The organism is Thalassospira sp., from assembly GCF_048059015.1.
In the GTDB taxonomy this organism is placed as follows: Bacteria; Pseudomonadota; Alphaproteobacteria; order Rhodospirillales; family Thalassospiraceae; genus Thalassospira.
On record NZ_JBLLNT010000011.1, the window covers coordinates 24,039 to 39,853 of the forward strand.

At 54.5% G+C, this 15,815-nt stretch carries 14 protein-coding genes and 1 tRNA gene; 10 read left to right on the forward strand and 5 right to left on the reverse strand.

Features of this window, described 5'->3' with window-relative positions:
- The first annotated feature begins 58 nt into the window (after positions 1–58).
- Complete coding sequence (locus ACMZ66_RS14950; RefSeq protein ID WP_416938237.1) at positions 59–1,675, forward strand: acyl-CoA synthetase; 1,617 nt, start codon at positions 59–61, stop codon at positions 1,673–1,675.
- 103 nt (positions 1,676–1,778) lie between these two features.
- On the opposite strand, the gene ACMZ66_RS14955 is transcribed toward ACMZ66_RS14950, so the two are convergent.
- Positions 1,779–4,337, reverse strand: coding sequence for an ABC transporter permease (locus tag ACMZ66_RS14955; protein ID WP_416938239.1), 2,559 nt, complete (start codon positions 4,335–4,337; stop codon positions 1,779–1,781).
- A complete protein-coding gene (locus ACMZ66_RS14960) occupies positions 4,334–5,080 on the reverse strand; it encodes an ABC transporter ATP-binding protein (RefSeq protein WP_416938241.1) in 747 nt (248 codons plus the stop codon). The genes ACMZ66_RS14955 and ACMZ66_RS14960 overlap by 4 nt, the downstream gene beginning before the upstream one ends.
- Before the next feature lie 187 nt (positions 5,081–5,267).
- Here ACMZ66_RS14960 and ACMZ66_RS14965 point away from each other — a divergent pair, with 187 nt between their 5' ends.
- The 7 genes from ACMZ66_RS14965 to ACMZ66_RS14995 all read left to right on the forward strand — a co-directional run bounded on the left by ACMZ66_RS14965 (position 5,268) and on the right by ACMZ66_RS14995 (position 12,565).
- Positions 5,268–5,975, forward strand: coding sequence for an arylesterase (locus tag ACMZ66_RS14965; protein WP_416938243.1), 708 nt, complete (start codon positions 5,268–5,270; stop codon positions 5,973–5,975).
- A gap of 1,027 nt (positions 5,976–7,002) precedes the next feature.
- A complete protein-coding gene (locus tag ACMZ66_RS14970; protein ID WP_416938245.1) occupies positions 7,003–7,707 on the forward strand; it encodes a J domain-containing protein in 705 nt (234 codons plus the stop codon).
- A 147-nt stretch (positions 7,708–7,854) separates the two neighbouring features.
- Positions 7,855–8,973, forward strand: a complete 1,119-nt coding sequence (locus ACMZ66_RS14975; protein WP_416938246.1) for an FIST signal transduction protein — start codon at positions 7,855–7,857, stop codon at positions 8,971–8,973.
- Between the two features lie 172 nt (positions 8,974–9,145).
- Positions 9,146–10,186 (forward strand): NADP(H)-dependent aldo-keto reductase, encoded by a 1,041-nt coding sequence (locus ACMZ66_RS14980; RefSeq protein ID WP_416938248.1) that lies wholly within the window; start codon positions 9,146–9,148, stop codon positions 10,184–10,186.
- Positions 10,187–10,269: 83 nt separating this feature from the next.
- Positions 10,270–11,136, forward strand: coding sequence for a pirin family protein (locus tag ACMZ66_RS14985; protein WP_416938250.1), 867 nt, complete (start codon positions 10,270–10,272; stop codon positions 11,134–11,136).
- 53 nt (positions 11,137–11,189) lie between these two features.
- Positions 11,190–11,786, forward strand: coding sequence for an RNA 2',3'-cyclic phosphodiesterase (thpR, locus tag ACMZ66_RS14990; RefSeq protein WP_416938252.1), 597 nt, complete (start codon positions 11,190–11,192; stop codon positions 11,784–11,786).
- Positions 11,783–12,565 carry a pyrroline-5-carboxylate reductase gene (locus tag ACMZ66_RS14995; protein ID WP_416938253.1) on the forward strand — a complete coding sequence of 261 codons (783 nt, stop codon included), beginning with the start codon at positions 11,783–11,785 and terminating at the stop codon, positions 12,563–12,565. The genes thpR and ACMZ66_RS14995 overlap by 4 nt, the downstream gene beginning before the upstream one ends.
- A gap of 73 nt (positions 12,566–12,638) precedes the next feature.
- Here ACMZ66_RS14995 and ACMZ66_RS15000 read toward each other — a convergent pair whose 3' ends face one another.
- Both ACMZ66_RS15000 and ACMZ66_RS15005 read right to left on the reverse strand, forming a co-directional pair.
- Positions 12,639–13,334, reverse strand: coding sequence for an NAD(P)-dependent oxidoreductase (locus ACMZ66_RS15000; RefSeq protein WP_416938255.1), 696 nt, complete (start codon positions 13,332–13,334; stop codon positions 12,639–12,641).
- A 98-nt stretch (positions 13,335–13,432) separates the two neighbouring features.
- Positions 13,433–14,314, reverse strand: coding sequence for an EamA family transporter (locus tag ACMZ66_RS15005; protein WP_416938257.1), 882 nt, complete (start codon positions 14,312–14,314; stop codon positions 13,433–13,435).
- 82 nt (positions 14,315–14,396) lie between these two features.
- Between ACMZ66_RS15005 and ACMZ66_RS15010 the strand changes: the two genes are divergently transcribed.
- The gene (locus tag ACMZ66_RS15010) at positions 14,397–14,912 is read left to right on the forward strand and encodes a MarR family winged helix-turn-helix transcriptional regulator (protein ID WP_416938259.1); all 516 of its coding nucleotides are present in this window, start codon (positions 14,397–14,399) and stop codon (positions 14,910–14,912) included.
- A 76-nt stretch (positions 14,913–14,988) separates the two neighbouring features.
- On the opposite strand, the gene ACMZ66_RS15015 is transcribed toward ACMZ66_RS15010, so the two are convergent.
- Positions 14,989–15,078: transfer RNA gene (locus ACMZ66_RS15015), tRNA-Ser, on the reverse strand.
- Positions 15,079–15,428: 350 nt separating this feature from the next.
- Between ACMZ66_RS15015 and ACMZ66_RS15020 the strand changes: the two genes are divergently transcribed.
- Positions 15,429–15,737 (forward strand): hypothetical protein, encoded by a 309-nt coding sequence (locus ACMZ66_RS15020; protein WP_416938261.1) that lies wholly within the window; start codon positions 15,429–15,431, stop codon positions 15,735–15,737.
- Positions 15,738–15,815: the final 78 nt, after the last annotated feature.

Genomic DNA, 15,815 nt, shown 5'->3' on the forward strand with positions numbered 1-15,815 from the left:
CCCGCAACATTTGCCGCAGCCAAAAAACAAAGAACAGCGGCGAATTCAGGGAGGAAACATGCTGGCCAGTCGTGATGATTATGCGACGGTATGCTCGGATTTTGTCTGGGATGTACCAACCTATTTCAACATCGGCGTTGATGTTTGCGATAAATGGGCAGATGACCCGGATCGCCTTGCGCTGATGCATCGCCGCCGCGACGGATCACGTCGCGATTACACATTCTCACAGATCAAACGTCTGTCGAACCGCTTCGCCAATGTCATGCGCCGCCATGGCATTCGTCGAGGGGATCGTGTGGGTATCTTGCTGCCGCAAAGCCCGGAAACCGCCATTGTCCATGTCGCGACCTATAAGATGGGCGGGATTGCCGTGCCGCTCTTTACCCTGTTTGGGGTGGATGCGCTCGAATACCGTTTGGGCAACTGTGCGGCCAAGGCGCTGGTGACCGACAAAGAAGGTGCGGCCAAGATCGCCGAAATCCGCGATCTGCTGCCTGCCCTTGAATATGTCTATGTCATTGATGGCGCGCCAGAAGGCTGCTTTGACTTCAAGGCACTCTCGACCGAGGCCAGTGATCAGTTCGAGCCGGTCAAGACGCGCGCTGATGAACCGGCCCTGATCATTTACACATCCGGTACCACCGGCCAGCCCAAAGGTGCCCTTCATGCGCATCGGGTGTTGCTCGGCCATTTGCCCGGTGTTGAAATGTCTCATGACTTCTTCCCCAAGGATGGGGATGTGATGTGGACCCCGGCTGATTGGGCCTGGATCGGCGGACTTTTGGATGTTTTGCTGCCTGCTTGGCATCATGGCGTTCCGGTCGTCGCCCACCGGTTTGAGAAATTCACACCCGAAGAAGCGTTCAAGCTGATTGCCGAATATGGCGTGCGCAATACTTTCCTGCCGCCAACTGCATTGAAGATGATGCGCGCCGCAGGTGATGAATTGGCGCAAAAGTTCAATTGTAATTTGCGCTCTATTGCAAGTGGTGGCGAAACACTTGGTGCGGAACTTCTTGATTGGGGGCGTCGGGTGTTTGACGTCACGATCAACGAGTTTTACGGCCAGACCGAATGCAACATGGTTGTCAGTTCCTGCCAGTCGATCATGAAATCAAAGCCCGGCGTGATGGGGCGACCAGCGCCTGGTCATGACGTTGCGGTGATTGATCTGGGGGGCAACGTGCTTGAACCCGGTGAAATGGGCCGGATTGCGGTGCGTGCACCCGATCCGGTGATGTTTCTGGAATATTGGCGCAATCCCGAAGCCACCCGGGACAAGTTTGTCGGTGAATGGCTTTTGACTGGCGATATGGGCTGTGTTGATGCCGATGGCTATATCCGCTTTGTCGGGCGCGATGATGACGTGATCAGCTCGGCAGGTTATCGCATTGGTCCGGGCGAGATTGAAGATTGCCTGATTGCCCATCCGGCTGTGCGCATGGCAGGTGTGATCGGCAAACCCGATGAACAGCGTGGTCAGATCGTAAAGGCCTTTGTCGTGCTGGCAGATGGCTTTGCGCAAAGTGCGGAACTTGAAAGCGAAATCAAGGACTTCGTAAAAACCCGCTTGGCCGCGCATGAATATCCGCGCGAGATCGCTTTCCTTGAGCAACTGCCGATGACAACGACCGGCAAGGTCGTCCGCCGCGCTTTGCGTGATATTGCCTGATGATCATCATCTGATATCAAATCGATATCGAAACATCTGAAATGCAAAACAGGGCCGGTTACTTGAACCGGCCCTGTTTTTGTTTTTGGGGATGCGACGAAGCTTATTCGTTACGCAACATAGGGGCCGCCGGACTGCGCAGTGCCTGCCATGTGCCGACAAAACCGGCCGCAAGCGTTGCAAACAGGCCAATGGCAATCGGACCCAGAATGGTCATCGGCAGAAGCACCCAATTTGCTTCCATCACCAGTACGAGAACCGACCAAGCAGCGATCGAACCAACGATGGTGGCAATCACGCCGGTGGCAAGGCCAAGGATCCCGTATTCCAGCGCATAGGCATAAAGGATGTTGGCCCGTGTTGCGCCCAATGTTTTGAGGACCACGGCATCATAGATGCGCTTGCGACGGCCCGCCGCCACAGCGCCCCCCAGAACCAGCACACCGGCAACAATCGCAATCATGCTTGTCGCATTCAGGGCCGTGCCGATGCCTGCGAGAATGGCGTTGGCGGCTTCAAGCGCCTCTCGTACCCGGATGGCCGACACATTCGGGAAATCAAGCCCGATCATGCGATCGACCGGTTCTTCCATTTCACGTGGCATATGGGCAGTGGCGATCAGGCTATAGGGCGCCTTGTCGATCAGACCCGGCGAAAACACCATGGCGAAATTCATGCGCAGGCTCTGCCATTCAATTTCGCGCCAATTGGCAATTTCAGCGGTGATGTCACGACCCAACACATTGACGGTCAATGTGTCACCCGGCTCCAAACTAAAGGCATTGCCGATATCCGCACTGATCGATACCAGCGGTTTGGAGGCATCATTGTAGTCAGACGGCCACCATGCACCGCGCACAAGCTTGGTTTCCGGCGGTGGGCTGGCAGCAAAGGTCAAACCACGGTCGCCGCGCAGGAACCAGCGATCTTCACCCGGACCGACATCTTCGGATTTAACACCGTCAACCGCGGTCACACGTCCGCGCAGCATCGGTGTTTGTTCGATATCCGAAACATTATCTTTTGATAGAAGCTGACCTTTGAACTGGTCCATCTGATCGGGGCGAATATCAAGGAAGAAGAAAGCAGGGGCAAAGTCCGGCAGGTTCTCATTGATCTCGTTATCAAGGTTGCCCTCAATCCCGGAAATGGTGACCAGAAGGGTCAAACCCAAACCAAGCGACAGCGCGACCGGAACCGTGCTGGCGCCCGGACGATGCAGGTTGGCCAGCGCCAGTCTTGAAAACGCGCTGCGTCCGGTGATGAACCGTTTCGAAAGGGATACGATACTTTGCCCGGCATAGGTGAAAATCACCACAGCCAGTGCAGATCCAACAATAAAGCCAAGCGCAATCTCGCGATCTGTTGCGGTCAGCACGGTCAGGATCAGCAGAAGTGCAAGCGGAACGCCGATATAGGGCAGGTCACGTTTGCGCACCGGGCTTCCGTTAAACAGACCGGCACTGGCTCGGAACAATCGGGCGGCCGGGATTTCACGTGCACGCAACAAGGATGGCAGGGCAAAGACCAAGGTGGTCAGAACGCCAAAGCTGGTTGCAATGATCAGCGACGGCAAAGCCGGGCCCAAAGTCACATCAATCGGCAAACGACCTGCCAGAAGCGGAGCAATGATCGCAGGTGTCACCGCACCGATCAAAAGACCGATACCAATCCCGATCAATGCCAGCACAAGGATTTGCAGGAAGTAAATCCGAAGCACCAGACCATGCGATGCCCCGATCGATTTCAGGGTCGCGATGACAGATGTTTTGCTTTCGATATGGCTCCGCACCGCATTGGCGACCCCGATGCCGCCAACAAGAAGGGCGGACAGCCCGACAAGGGTCAGGAACAGGGTCAGGCGTTCGATAAAGCGACGCAGGCCCGGATTGGCATTGGCGGTATCACGAATGCGCCAACCGGCATCGGCGAACTCGTTTTCAATGCGTTCGCGGAACTCGGTCGGGCTTTCATTATCGTTCAAATCCAAAGCGTAATAATAGCGGATCAGGCTTCCGGGCTGCACCAGACCGGTCTCCATCAACCCTGCCTTGGAGACCATCAAGCGCGGGCCGAAATTGAAAAAGCCAACTGCCTTATCAGGTTCCTTGGCGATCACGCCGCGAATTTGAACATCAATGTCGCCAAGCTTGACCGTATCACCAACAGCGATGTTAAGGCGCTCCAGCAGGCCTGCCTCGGTCACAGCACCCCAGAGGCCATCCTTTTGATCAAGGGCACTGGCGAATGGAATGCCGTCTTCAAGCTCCATCTCGCCAAACAGGGGATAGGCATCATCAACGGCCTTAAGCTCCACCAGACGGCGCTGCTCCGGGCCATAGGCCGTGCTGCGCATGGTGGCCAATTCGCCAACCCGTTCGGTGTTTTCCGTAAGCCATTCAATCTGTTGAGGGGTGGCTTCCTGATGGGTCAGGCGAAGCTCTACGTCTCCGCCCAAAAGTTTACGGCCATCACGCTCCAAGGCCGATAGAACGGATTCCGAAACGTTTCCGACAGCGGCAATCGATCCCACGCCCAGCGCAAGGCAGGCCAGAAAGATGCGAAAGCCCGAAAGCCCGCCGCGCAATTCACGCCGACAGACTTGCCAGGCGATGGACCACAAACGATCCGCACCTGATGATTTCAGATCGGTGGTGCTCATGATTGCGGTTCCAGATGCGAAACGATTTCGCCATCGCGCAGCATCACGGTACGGTCACAGCGTTCTGCAAGCCCCGGATCATGGGTGATCAGAAGCAAAGTCGAGCCGCGCCGTTTGGTCAGATCAAAAAGCAATTCAATAATCGTTTCACCGGTCGCTCCATCAAGGTTACCGGTCGGTTCATCAGCCAGAAGAAGCTCCGGATCGGTTGCCAAAGCACGGGCAAGAGCCACGCGCTGTTGCTCGCCCCCCGAAAGCTGCCCGGGATAATGGCCAATGCGATGACCCAGCCCGACAAGTTCAAGCTCCTCGCGGGCTTTTTCAAACGCATCCTTGCGTCCGGCAAACTCCATCGGAAGCGCAACGTTTTCCAACGCGCTCATGGTCGGGATCAGATGGAAGTCCTGAAATACGATGCCAACATGGTGACGGCGATACAGCGCAAGCCCGTCTTCATCGAGCGCGCGGAGATCATTCTCGCAAACCTTGACCACACCTTCTTGGGCTTGTTCCAGTCCGGCAATAACCATCAAAAGCGATGTTTTGCCCGAACCTGACGGACCGACCAGACTTACGCGTTCACCCGCATGGATCGACAGATCAACCCCTTTTAAAATCTCGACAATTCCAGCCGGGCCCTGCAGGCGCAGCTTCAGACCTTGCACATCAATTGTCTGTTTGGGTTTCTCGGCCGCCGATACGCCAGCTTGGTCCGGGATCGCGGTGGTTTCGGTCACAGTCATGTCGGTTCCTATCGGGGTTGTCCGTTGCAAGATCAACAAAGCAGGTTACATAAGCTTACGGATCTGGACGTTTCTGGTTCAAACTTCTGTGGTTCGAACGCGCTTCTATTGTTTTGAATGCGCTGTCCAAGGGTAAACGGAAGGTAACCGACCCCGCAAGTTGGCAGCATATAAGGTGAGATTTGTTATGAATTTGGCTTTCGGGCAAGGTCGTACTGTTATCAAGTTCACTCGTCATATGGTGTCTGGAATAAACAAATTCGCCAAGACCACGCTTGCAGGCCTTGGTTTTGCTGCGGTTTTGGCAACTTCATCGGTGGCTTATGCCAGTGAAGATGCGCCGCAAACCCTTGTTTTGTTTGGTGATAGTTTGATGGCGGGCTACGGGCTTGATCAGGATGCCGGCTTTGCCCCGCAACTTGAAGCCGCCCTCAAAGATGCCGGTCATGACATCCGAGTGGTCAATAGTTCGGTTTCCGGCGACACCACGGCGGCGGGCTTGGCCCGTCTTGATTGGGCCTTGGTGGATAAGCCTGATGCGGTGTTGCTTGAACTTGGTGCGAATGATGCATTGCGCGGGGTTGAGCCATCCCAAACGCGCGATAACCTTGCCCAGATCATTGAGAAGTTGCGTGCAATGGATGTTGATGTTTTGCTGGCCGGGATGATGGCACCACCCAATATGGGCACGGACTATGGCGATGAGTTCAACAGCATCTATCCCGATCTTGCCGGGCGCTATCAGATTGAATTATATCCGTTTTTCCTTGATGGGGTGGCTGCGGAGCCAGGCCTTAATCTGGACGACGGCATGCATCCGAACGCTGATGGCGTCAAAGTCATCGTTGAGCGCATTCTGCCTGAGGTCATTGAGCTTCTGGGCAACGCATCCTGATAAAACGACCGATTTCTCGATCAATCATAGAACCCCGCCGCACTACCTGTGGCGGGGTTTTGTCAATGTGAAAGACGTTATGGCCTCTGCAATGCCCTTGATCGGGCAATGTAGCGTGTCACGGGGCATCTTTTGACTCCCGGTTGAGGTCGGAGTGGTTTTGCGTTGCGACAGACCGCAGCATAATTCAGGGGTGTGACGAAAATCACTGACAAGCCAAGCGTTTGTGCAGGTTTCCGACGGTAATAAAATTTCGCCCATAGGTATTTTCGGGCGATCAAGTGATGTGAATTGCTGGAAAAACTGCGTATGTAGATAGAAAACATCAACAACCCGAAACGATTGTGGGTGCGGACCTTCTCAACGTTTATATTCAGCAATCGTGAAACATAAAAGTATTTAATATCAATGTAATATCGGATTTCAACAGGGCCGTGTTATGCCCCGTTAGGGGGGCTGAAACGGGTAAAAACACCCCAAAACACCCTGTTTGCTGTGAAATTAACACCTCATTTACTTTCGGTTATGTTTCGAACGAATCTTTGTCTAACTGCATACGTAGTTTTGTCGTTCGCAATTGCGTTGTTTTTTCGGGCATGATCGCCGATTTGATCGATTTCGGAGAAAATCCACAATCGATTGAAACCATAGAGTCATAGTAATTCCCGTTATGATTCAATGATTTAACAAGTATTGTTTCCCGCGTTCTTGTGTCGGCCTGTGGATAAGTTTGTTGAATAACTTTTTGCCGAGTCGCTCCGCAGAATCCCTGATGATTCTGGTAAAATGGCGCAATTTCAGGGATTTGGCGCGAAAAGTCGGACTCCGTTGCGTTCTTTGGAGTCGCTGTTTGACCTGTGGATGAATCGGAAGCGATTCAATTTTGACTGCAAATGCAGTTGCAGGGGGCCAAATCCGCAGATACACTTTTTGAAATCGGGACATCTGCGCCCGATTTCGCGGTGTTTGCTGCGTGATGCAATGCCAGAATGTTAAATTAATTCAATAATTTATCAGGTTACCCAACGTGTCCGCATCTTCAAACGTCAAGCAATCCTATACCATCCCCTGTTCATCGATTTTCCGTGACGCCGTTTTAAAACTGGCTGAGCAGCGTGGTGTGAATGCGGCCGATCTGGCGCGTTCTGTGATGTTGATCGTCCCGGAAAAAGTCATCGAAGACTATCAGGACCCTGGCGATCCGCCCAAAGGTGACCGCGAAACCATTGTTTTGAAATCCGGTCCGGCAGAAGGCCGCCCATGGCGCCGTAAACCTCGCCTGCAATTGCGGTTGCCGCCCGGGTTCTCCGTGATCACAGTGCGTAAGGCTTTGAAAATGGCCATCGATTTCGATGCCGGTGATGTCAATATGCGCGTTGAGAAATCCGATGTTCTGGCCGCAGAGCGCGCGGCCCTTGAAGAAGCTCGCGCGCTGAAGAAACGTCAGGCCGAACCGCCGGTCGAACTTCTGCAATCGCGTGAAGAGCTCGAACGACTGCGCCAGATTGTTGATAACCTTGCCTTTGATCCGCTTGATCGCGGGGTGACCACCTATAACGAAGCCCTGCATGTGATGGGCTTTGCACCGAATGCCAGGCCCGATATACGCGCGGTTCGGGCAAAATACCGCGTCCTTGCCGCCATTCATCATCCCGACAGCAACTATGGATCGCATCAACGCATGACCCAGCTGAATGCGGCGATGGATATCCTGCGCAAACACGTATTGTGATTACCCGCCTGCAATCATAGTGACTTGGTTTGCATGCTTCGCCCTTGTCGAAGCGCAAACGCGATGCTTAGATATAGTCCTTGGAGAACTTGGAAACGCATCGGGCGCAAGACCCGGATCACGTGACCAGACAGGACGGGAGAATGCATGACAGCAGAATTTCGGGCTGCCCATGCCAGCGGAGAAAACTGGGCTGCAGTTGCCTCTGAGCTGGCGGATCTCTTGGAAAAGGAGCCATTGCCAAAGCAGGCCTTGGCTTTTTTGTATGTCTCCGAAGCACTTTCAGAAGACATTGGCAGTATCCTGACATTCCTGCGATCGCGTCTTTCCATCGAACATTGGACCGGTACATCCGGTGTCGGCGTGTGTGGATCGGGTCGGGCCTATTTCGGGGTGCCTGCCGCATCCGTGATGGTCGCACCCTTTGACCGCGACGAGTTTCATATCTTCGAGCCGCTTAAAACCGATACCGATCTGGATGCGCCGGAACTGCAGCAGGCGATTGACCGTCTGCAGCCGATCTTTGGCCTCGTGCATGGTGATCCCGGTGCACCTGAAAGCCTTGGTACATTGACCGAACTGGCGCGATTGGGATCGACCTATTTGGTGGGCGGGATCGCATCAGGTGAACGAAGCGCTCCGCAAATTGCGGATAAGGTAGTCGATGGTGGTCTTTCGGGTGTTTTGTTTGATGGCAAAACCAGTGTGCAGGTCGGCATCAGTCAGGCCTGTACCCCCATTGGTCCGGTTCATCGCGTGACAGAGGGCCGCGAAGGCATCATCTCCACCCTTGATGATCGCGCGGCCTTGGATGTGCTTAAAGAAGAACTCGAAGCCGATGGCAGCGAACATTCCATGGCATCGGGGCGTTATCATGTGGCCTTGATGGTGCCGGGTTCTGACACCGGTGATTTCGTGGTCCGTAATCTGATGGGCGTTGATCCGCACAATAATATGATTGCGGTCAGCGGTGATGTGCAGGCAGGCGATGCCATCCGCTTTGTCCGGCGTGACGGAGCAGCCGCCGAGCTGGATCTACGCCGTATGCTGGCGGATTTGCAAAAACGTCTTCCGGGCAAGCCGCGCGGTGCGATTTATTGCAGCTGTGTCGCCCGTGGTCCGCATCTGTTTGGCACCGAAAGCCGGGAAATGATGATCATCCGCGATGAGCTGGGCGATCTGCCACTGACCGGCTTTTATGGTAATGGCGAAATATGTAACGATCGTTTCTATGGCTATACCGGGGTTTTGACCCTGTTTATCTAAGCCTTTTCAATCGTTTGCGGCGAAGCCCGAAATCTTGCGAATTCGTGATTTTGCAAGATTTTTTGCCATGGGCGGTTTCATCCCGTGGCACACAGGATATATTCATACCATTGCAAAAAATGAAGCATGCGGCGGGGCTTATGCCCGTTTGCGTGTCACAGGGGATTGATACATGGAATATCGTCGTTTGGGACGTACTGACATTGATGTCAGTGTAATTTGCCTCGGCACCATGACCTGGGGCCAACAGAATACGCAGGACGAAGCGTTCGAACAGCTTGATTACGCAACATCCAACGAAGTCAATTTCATCGATACCGCCGAAATGTACCCGGTTCCGGCGATGCAAGAGACCTTCACCAAAACCGAAACCATCATTGGCAACTGGCTGGAAAAGCGCGGTCGTCGTGATGATCTGGTGATCGCGACCAAGATCGTCGGTCCGGCTGATCGGTTTGATTATGTCCGCAATGGACCACGTCTGACCCGTGGCCAGATCCACGAGGCGATTGATGGATCGCTCAAGCGCCTGAAAACCGACTATGTCGATCTTTATCAGCTCCACTGGCCGGATCGGAATTCCAACTTCTTTGGCAAGCTTGGCTATGTCCATGACGAGAACGAGGAAATGACCCCGATCGAGGAAAGCCTTGAGGCCCTTGATGAATTGGTCAAGGCGGGCAAGGTTCGCCATATCGGGCTTTCGAACGAAAACCCGTGGGGACTGATGAAGTTCCTTGAGCTTGCGGAAAAGAACGGCTGGCCGCGCGTGGTTTCGGTGCAAAACCCCTATAGCCTCCTAACCCGTCAATATGAAGTCGGCATGGCCGAATGCTCCATCCGCGAGAATGCCGGTCTTCTGGCTTATTCGCCGCTGGGTGGCGGGGCGCTGTCGGGCAAATATCTGGGCGGTGCGCGCCCGGAAGGTACGCGCGTTGCCAAATGGCCGCAATATTTCGGCCGTTACCTGACGGAAAATGGCATCAAGTCGACCGAGGCGTACGTCAAAATCGCCAAGGATAATGGTCTTGATCCGTCGCAGATGGCGCTTGCCTATGTCAATTCGCGCCCGTTCCTGACATCGAACATCATTGGCGCGACCAGCATGGAACAGCTCAAGCTCAATATCGGATCAGCAAACATCACGCTGTCTGATGACGTGCTGAGCGCGATTGAAAGCGTGCATCAGACCTGGCCATATCCTTGCCCTTAATCGGGTTTAGGCTATCTCACCTATAAGGTAAGGCAGTCTTTTTTGGCTGCCTTACCCCATTCCAGAATTTCAGGAGGTGGCGCATGGTCAAACTCATCTCAGGCAAAGAAGCCGATCTTGGCGCCTTTTCCGTGCGCCGCGTTCTTCCCCATCGCGATGTGCGTTCGGTTGGACCGTTCGTGTTTTTCGATCATATGGGACCAGCCGCTTTCAAACCCGGCGAAGGCATTGATGTGCCGCCCCATCCTCATGTTTGCCTCGCGACTGTGACCTATTTGTTTAAGGGCGCTGTTTTGCATCGCGACAGCCTTGGCAGCAATCTTGAAATCACGCCGGGTGATCTTAATTGGATGAGTGCCGGAACCGGCATCACCCATTCCGAACGTGAAACACCCGAAGTCCGTAATTCTCATCACGAACTTGATGGGCTTCAGCTTTGGGTCGCCCTTCCCGAAGACGAAGAAGAATCCGAACCCGCCTTCTATCACGTGGCCAAAAACGATCTTCCGGTCATTGAAGATGCCGGACTTCATATGCGCCTGATCGCCGGTGAAGCCTTTGGCAAGACCGCGCCCGTTCCGGTGAAGTCCAAGCTTTATTACCTTGATGTGCATATGGATGACGGTGCGCAGCTTTTGCTTCCGGGTGAAAATCAGGAAGGGGCGGTTTATGTCGTCTCGGGCCAAATCGCCATTGATGGCGAAGATTACGGCCCGGAAAGCTTTGTCTATATCGCGCCCGAAGAAATCCCTGATATCGTCGCGCGATCAGATGCCCGTGTGATGCTTCTGGGCGGCTTGCCACTTGGTCATCGCTTCATGTGGTGGAATTTCGTTGCCAGTTCCAAGGAACGGATCGAAAAAGCCAAGTCCGACTGGGCATCGGGCAATTTCCCGCAGATCGACGGCGAAGATGACGTGTTGCCTTTGCCGGGCAGTGCAACGGGCTAGGGTCAGGACCACCTTCGCCCGGATTGCCACCAGAATTGAATTGGATACCTATCATGCGTTTGTTTGTCGGCGTGGAAATCCCGGGTGATATCGCAGCAGAGCTTTATCCGCTTGCGCGCGGGATCAAGGGGCTGGATGCCCAGGCCCCGGAAAACATGCACATTACCCTTAAATTCATCGGTAATGTTGATCCGGGTTTGGCCGCCGAGATTGACCAGGTCCTGTCGGATGTGCGGTTTGAACCCTTTGATCTTCAGGTGCAGGGGCTGAACGTTTTTGCCTCAAGCCGCAAGATCCGCATCTTTTGGGCCGGGGTGAAAGACCAACCGATCATGCGCAAGCTTGCCGCACGGGTCGAAAGCGCGCTTCTGACCCTTGAAGAATGCCCGGATATGGATATGCGCAAATTCACCCCGCATATCACACTCGGCCGTAACCGCGATGCGGCCCGCGCAACGATCGAACAAACCGTTGCCGATCATGCCGATCTCAGCTCGCGGGTTTTCACCATTGACCGGTTCTGCTTGTATGAAAGCCATTCAACGCAGGATGGCCCGGAATTTCGGGTGATTGCTGCTTATGACGGGTCTGAAGATCCGGCGCAAAAGCTGGTGCCTATGGATGATTTCGCGATGGAGGGGATGGAATGAAACTTGGATTTATCGGAACGGGCGCGATCAGTGATGCGGTGATCCGTGGATTGCTGACATCGGATTACCCGGTAACCGAGGTCATCGTTTCACGCCGAAGCCCGCATATCTCCGAAAAGCTGGCCGCGGATTTTGACCGCGTCCGGGTCGAGGATGACAATCAGGCGATCATTGATCAGGCCGATATGATCTTTTTGGCGGTCCTGCCGCAGCTTTCCGAAGAAATCCTCTCAAAGCTTCAGGTGTCTGATGACAAGAAGCTCGTTAGCCTGATTGCGACGATCCCGATCAGTGATCTCAAAACCTGGCTTAAAACCAATGCCCAGATCGATCGCGCCATTCCCCTGCCGCCGGTCGAACATCATCGCTGTGTGACGGCGGTTTATCCCGGATCATCTGATGTGATGGCATTGTTTGAAAAGCTGGGGGGCGCGGTTGCAGCCGAAACCATTGATGCCTTTGATGGCTATGCGACCGGAAGTGCGCTGATGGCGACCTATTTTACGGTGCTGGATCAATCGGCAAAATGGATGGTCGCGCATGGCACGGATGAGGGGGATGCCCGACGTTATCTGGCGGCACTTTTCAGCGGTCTTGCCGAAAACACTGACAAATCCCCCGATCAAAGTTTTGCTGATCTTTATAAAGGTCACATTACGGCAGGCGGTCTGAACGAACAGGTCGCGCAGACCTTCCTGCGTGAAAAGGGTGGGGCGGCAATCCACACGGCTTTGGACGAAGTCTTTGCCCGGATCAAGGCAGCATCTAAAAAAAGCTAAGCGTAGACTTAAGCGTAAACGAAAACGGGCGGCACTGGGCCGCCCGTTTTGCGTTGGTGTTGTGATCGTGGGGTCAGGCAGCTTCGGCCTTGTTCTGATAACCAACCGTCAGGCGGCGTTGGCCACCATTACCGCCTTCAAGAAGATCAACCATGGCAAAGCCGAAATCGGCATAGGAAATCCGTGCGACACCGTCGTGATCGGTCACCAGCGTGTCGGTTCCGCGGACATAATTGCGGGTCTTTTCGCCGGGCATAAGCATTGCTGGCGGGCGCAGGCAGGTCCATTGCACGTCATCATATTGATCAAACTGGGCATCAAGCTGCTCGCAGGCCTCGGCAATCGGGCGGACGGAATCTGGCAGGAAGTCAGGTGCGGTCAGCACCGTGTAACCACTGTCATCGGCCAGTTTCAGGGTGGCGGCACCGCCGGTCAGATAAATCGGTTTCGCGGTTTTCTGGGCCGCATCAAGCAGCACTTTGCTCATTGCAACCAGAAGCTCTTCATGGCCAGCCGCCGGGCGGAGCGAGCTTACAGCAACGTCATGTTCGGCCAGGATATCCGCAACCAGTTCGGGGTTCTCAAGGATATCAACGCTTTGACGTTTGACCGATGCTGGCAGGGCCGAAAGCTTTGCCGTATCGCGGGCAACGGCTGTGACCCGATGGCCGCGCGCCACAGCCTCGGCAACGACTTCGCTGCCGACATCGCCAGTGGCGCCAAAGACAACGATGTTAAGGTGCTGTTTGGGGGCGTTTTGAGTGGTCATGGTGACGTTCCTTTTATTTCGATTTGATATCGTTATGAATTTAGTGGGGCGTTTAATAGGACGTTCAAAGGGGTAGTGTTGAGCTGGTGGCGTGAGGGTTACGTGGTTTGTGGGGCAGGGTTTGGTTGCGGGGCAGGGCGTGCTGCGCGTTGTCCAAGCCAGATGCTGATCAAGACAACGGCAACACCGACGATTTGCAGGGCGGATAAAGCCTGTCCCAGTACGATCCAGCCCAAAAGCACCGCACTGGTCGGGCTCAAGAAGCCAAAGCTTGTCACCGTGGTCGGCCCCAACCTTGCAATCCCGCGGAACCACAGGAAGTAGGTGAGCGCCGCACCGATCAAACCAAGCCAGACAAGACCGGCAATATTGGTGGCTGTCGGCATCGGGAAGCCGGGTTCAACAATCAACGCAACCGGGATCAGAAGCAAACCACCGGCGGTTAATTGCCAGGCGGTAAAAGTCAGTGGGGATACGGGCGGTTGCCATTTGCGGGTCAGAACCGTTCCGGCTGCCATTGAAAGGGCACCGACAAGGGCCGCAGCAATGCCGATCGGATCAAGAACGGCACCCGGATCAAGCACCAGCATCCCAACCCCGATCACGCCGGAAATTGCGGCAATGATGCCAAGGATGGTGATGGTGTTGCCCAAGGCAAACCGGGCGAGAAACAGCACAAATAGCGGCTGAACTGCACCAAGTGTCGCGGCAACCCCGCCCGGCAGGCGGTAGGCGGCCAGAAACAGCATCGACCAGAAGATCGCAAAATTCAGCGCACCCAGAATGAATACGCGACCACGCCAGCCAGCTTGGGGCAACTGGCGCACGACCAGCAATAAGATCAGGCCAGCAGGCAAGGCACGCAAAAGCGATACGGTTAAGGGATAACCATGTGGCAGCATTTCAGTCGCAACGATATAGCTGCTGCCCCAGATGACCGGGGCGATGGCGGTCAGGAATAAATCAGTTGTTCGGTTCATGGTGGCATCTCCATTTATCTTGACGTCAAGATATAATCAGAAATCTTGACGTCAAGATAAATTTTCGCCATATGATCGATCCATGGAAAACACTACCGACAAAATCGACCGCATTCTGGCGCAATGGCGCCGTGAACGCCCCGACCTTGATGTGACCCCGATGGGCACGTTTGGCCGGATTGGACGCCTGCGAAACAAGCTCATTGCCGAGCTTGATCTGGTTTTCAAGAAGCATGGATTAAATGGTGCCAGCTTTGATGTGCTCGCCACTTTGCTGCGTTCCGGCCCGCCCTATGCGCTCAGCCCATCCAAATTGATTGAATGGACGATGGTGACATCGGGCACCATGACCAACCGCCTTGATAAGTTGGAAGAAGCAGGCCTGATTAGCCGCGAACGCAACCCGGAAGACGGACGCGGCTTTGTCGTTGCCCTGACCGAACAGGGGTTCGCATTGGTCAATGCCACCGTCACCGACCACGTTGCCAACCAGCATCGTCTGGTCGACGGGCTTACCAAGGACGAGCTCGCCCAGCTTGATGGTCTGTTGCGCAAATGGATGCAAGCCGTCGGTGCCGAGGGCGCGGACGGGGAATAGGACAAACGCAAATTGTCGCACGGCACGATATGTGCTGCGTGGTGGTTTGGTATCTGAATTTTGGAAATTTGGTCAGTGGCAGAGAGGAGGGGATTCGAACCCCTGAGGGGCTTACACCCCAACACGCTTTCCAGGCGTGCGCCTTAAACCACTCGGCCACCTCTCCACATGCGATCTTGTATATATCGCGAAAGCGGGCGGACATTAGCCGACCCGACCTTGCTTGACAAGGCCCAATAAGCCTCTTTTTTCACTTTCGTGTAATCATCGGAAAATCATGTGGAAAACCGGGCGTCCAAGACGGGTGTCGCCGTCTGTAACCCGCACAATTCCGGGCTTTGGCGGTATCTTTACTTCTTGTTGATGTCTCGCCCGTAAGGTTTCACGTTAGGGTTATGGCATAATCGACATATACCTATGCGGTTTTTGCGACACTTTACGCCGGTGGGGCGGAGCCGATAGGGTGCCTTACTTTATTTCGCTGATGTCCCGTTCCGTGCGGGACGTGTGGAGAGGATGATGTGGGTTTTCCGGGCGTTGGGATGGGTCTTGTTGTTTGCCAGCATTGCCGTGCTGGTCGACGATTCCATTACCGCGCTTCAAACAGGTACATTCCGGCTGGTTGCTGCCGGTGAGCTCTGGTATCGCCTTGATGCCGGAAGCCTTAACCTGTTGCAATCGCTCATCCAGCGTTATGTATCTTCATGGGCATGGGATAACATCTTTGTCCCGGTCTTGCTGGCGCCGGCACTTGTGGTGTTGCTGGTCCCGTCCGTGGTCCTGCTGCTTTTGACCCGCAAGCGTAAACGTCAGCGCTTCTTCTGATCTGCCAGATCCCCTCAAAATTCTCCAATACTGTACCAGTCCGTTTCCGGGGTTTAGCCCAATGTCGGCTTGTTTGTG

What these genes read in the sequence shown, in the direction of transcription:
- ACMZ66_RS14950 (WP_416938237.1), top strand. Translation starts at nt 59, where the DNA reads ATGCTGGCCAGTCGTGATGATTATGCGACGGTATGCTCGGATTTTGTC.
- ACMZ66_RS14955 (WP_416938239.1), bottom strand. Translation starts at nt 4,337, where the DNA reads ATGAGCACCACCGATCTGAAATCATCAGGTGCGGATCGTTTGTGGTCC.
- ACMZ66_RS14960 (WP_416938241.1), bottom strand. Translation starts at nt 5,080, where the DNA reads ATGACTGTGACCGAAACCACCGCGATCCCGGACCAAGCTGGCGTATCG.
- ACMZ66_RS14965 (WP_416938243.1), top strand. Translation starts at nt 5,268, where the DNA reads ATGAATTTGGCTTTCGGGCAAGGTCGTACTGTTATCAAGTTCACTCGT.
- ACMZ66_RS14975 (WP_416938246.1), top strand. Translation starts at nt 7,855, where the DNA reads ATGACAGCAGAATTTCGGGCTGCCCATGCCAGCGGAGAAAACTGGGCT.
- ACMZ66_RS14980 (WP_416938248.1), top strand. Translation starts at nt 9,146, where the DNA reads ATGGAATATCGTCGTTTGGGACGTACTGACATTGATGTCAGTGTAATT.
- ACMZ66_RS14985 (WP_416938250.1), top strand. Translation starts at nt 10,270, where the DNA reads ATGGTCAAACTCATCTCAGGCAAAGAAGCCGATCTTGGCGCCTTTTCC.
- thpR (WP_416938252.1), top strand. Translation starts at nt 11,190, where the DNA reads ATGCGTTTGTTTGTCGGCGTGGAAATCCCGGGTGATATCGCAGCAGAG.
- ACMZ66_RS14995 (WP_416938253.1), top strand. Translation starts at nt 11,783, where the DNA reads ATGAAACTTGGATTTATCGGAACGGGCGCGATCAGTGATGCGGTGATC.
- ACMZ66_RS15000 (WP_416938255.1), bottom strand. Translation starts at nt 13,334, where the DNA reads ATGACCACTCAAAACGCCCCCAAACAGCACCTTAACATCGTTGTCTTT.
- ACMZ66_RS15005 (WP_416938257.1), bottom strand. Translation starts at nt 14,314, where the DNA reads ATGAACCGAACAACTGATTTATTCCTGACCGCCATCGCCCCGGTCATC.
- ACMZ66_RS15010 (WP_416938259.1), top strand. Translation starts at nt 14,397, where the DNA reads ATGGAAAACACTACCGACAAAATCGACCGCATTCTGGCGCAATGGCGC.
- ACMZ66_RS15020 (WP_416938261.1), top strand. Translation starts at nt 15,429, where the DNA reads ATGATGTGGGTTTTCCGGGCGTTGGGATGGGTCTTGTTGTTTGCCAGC.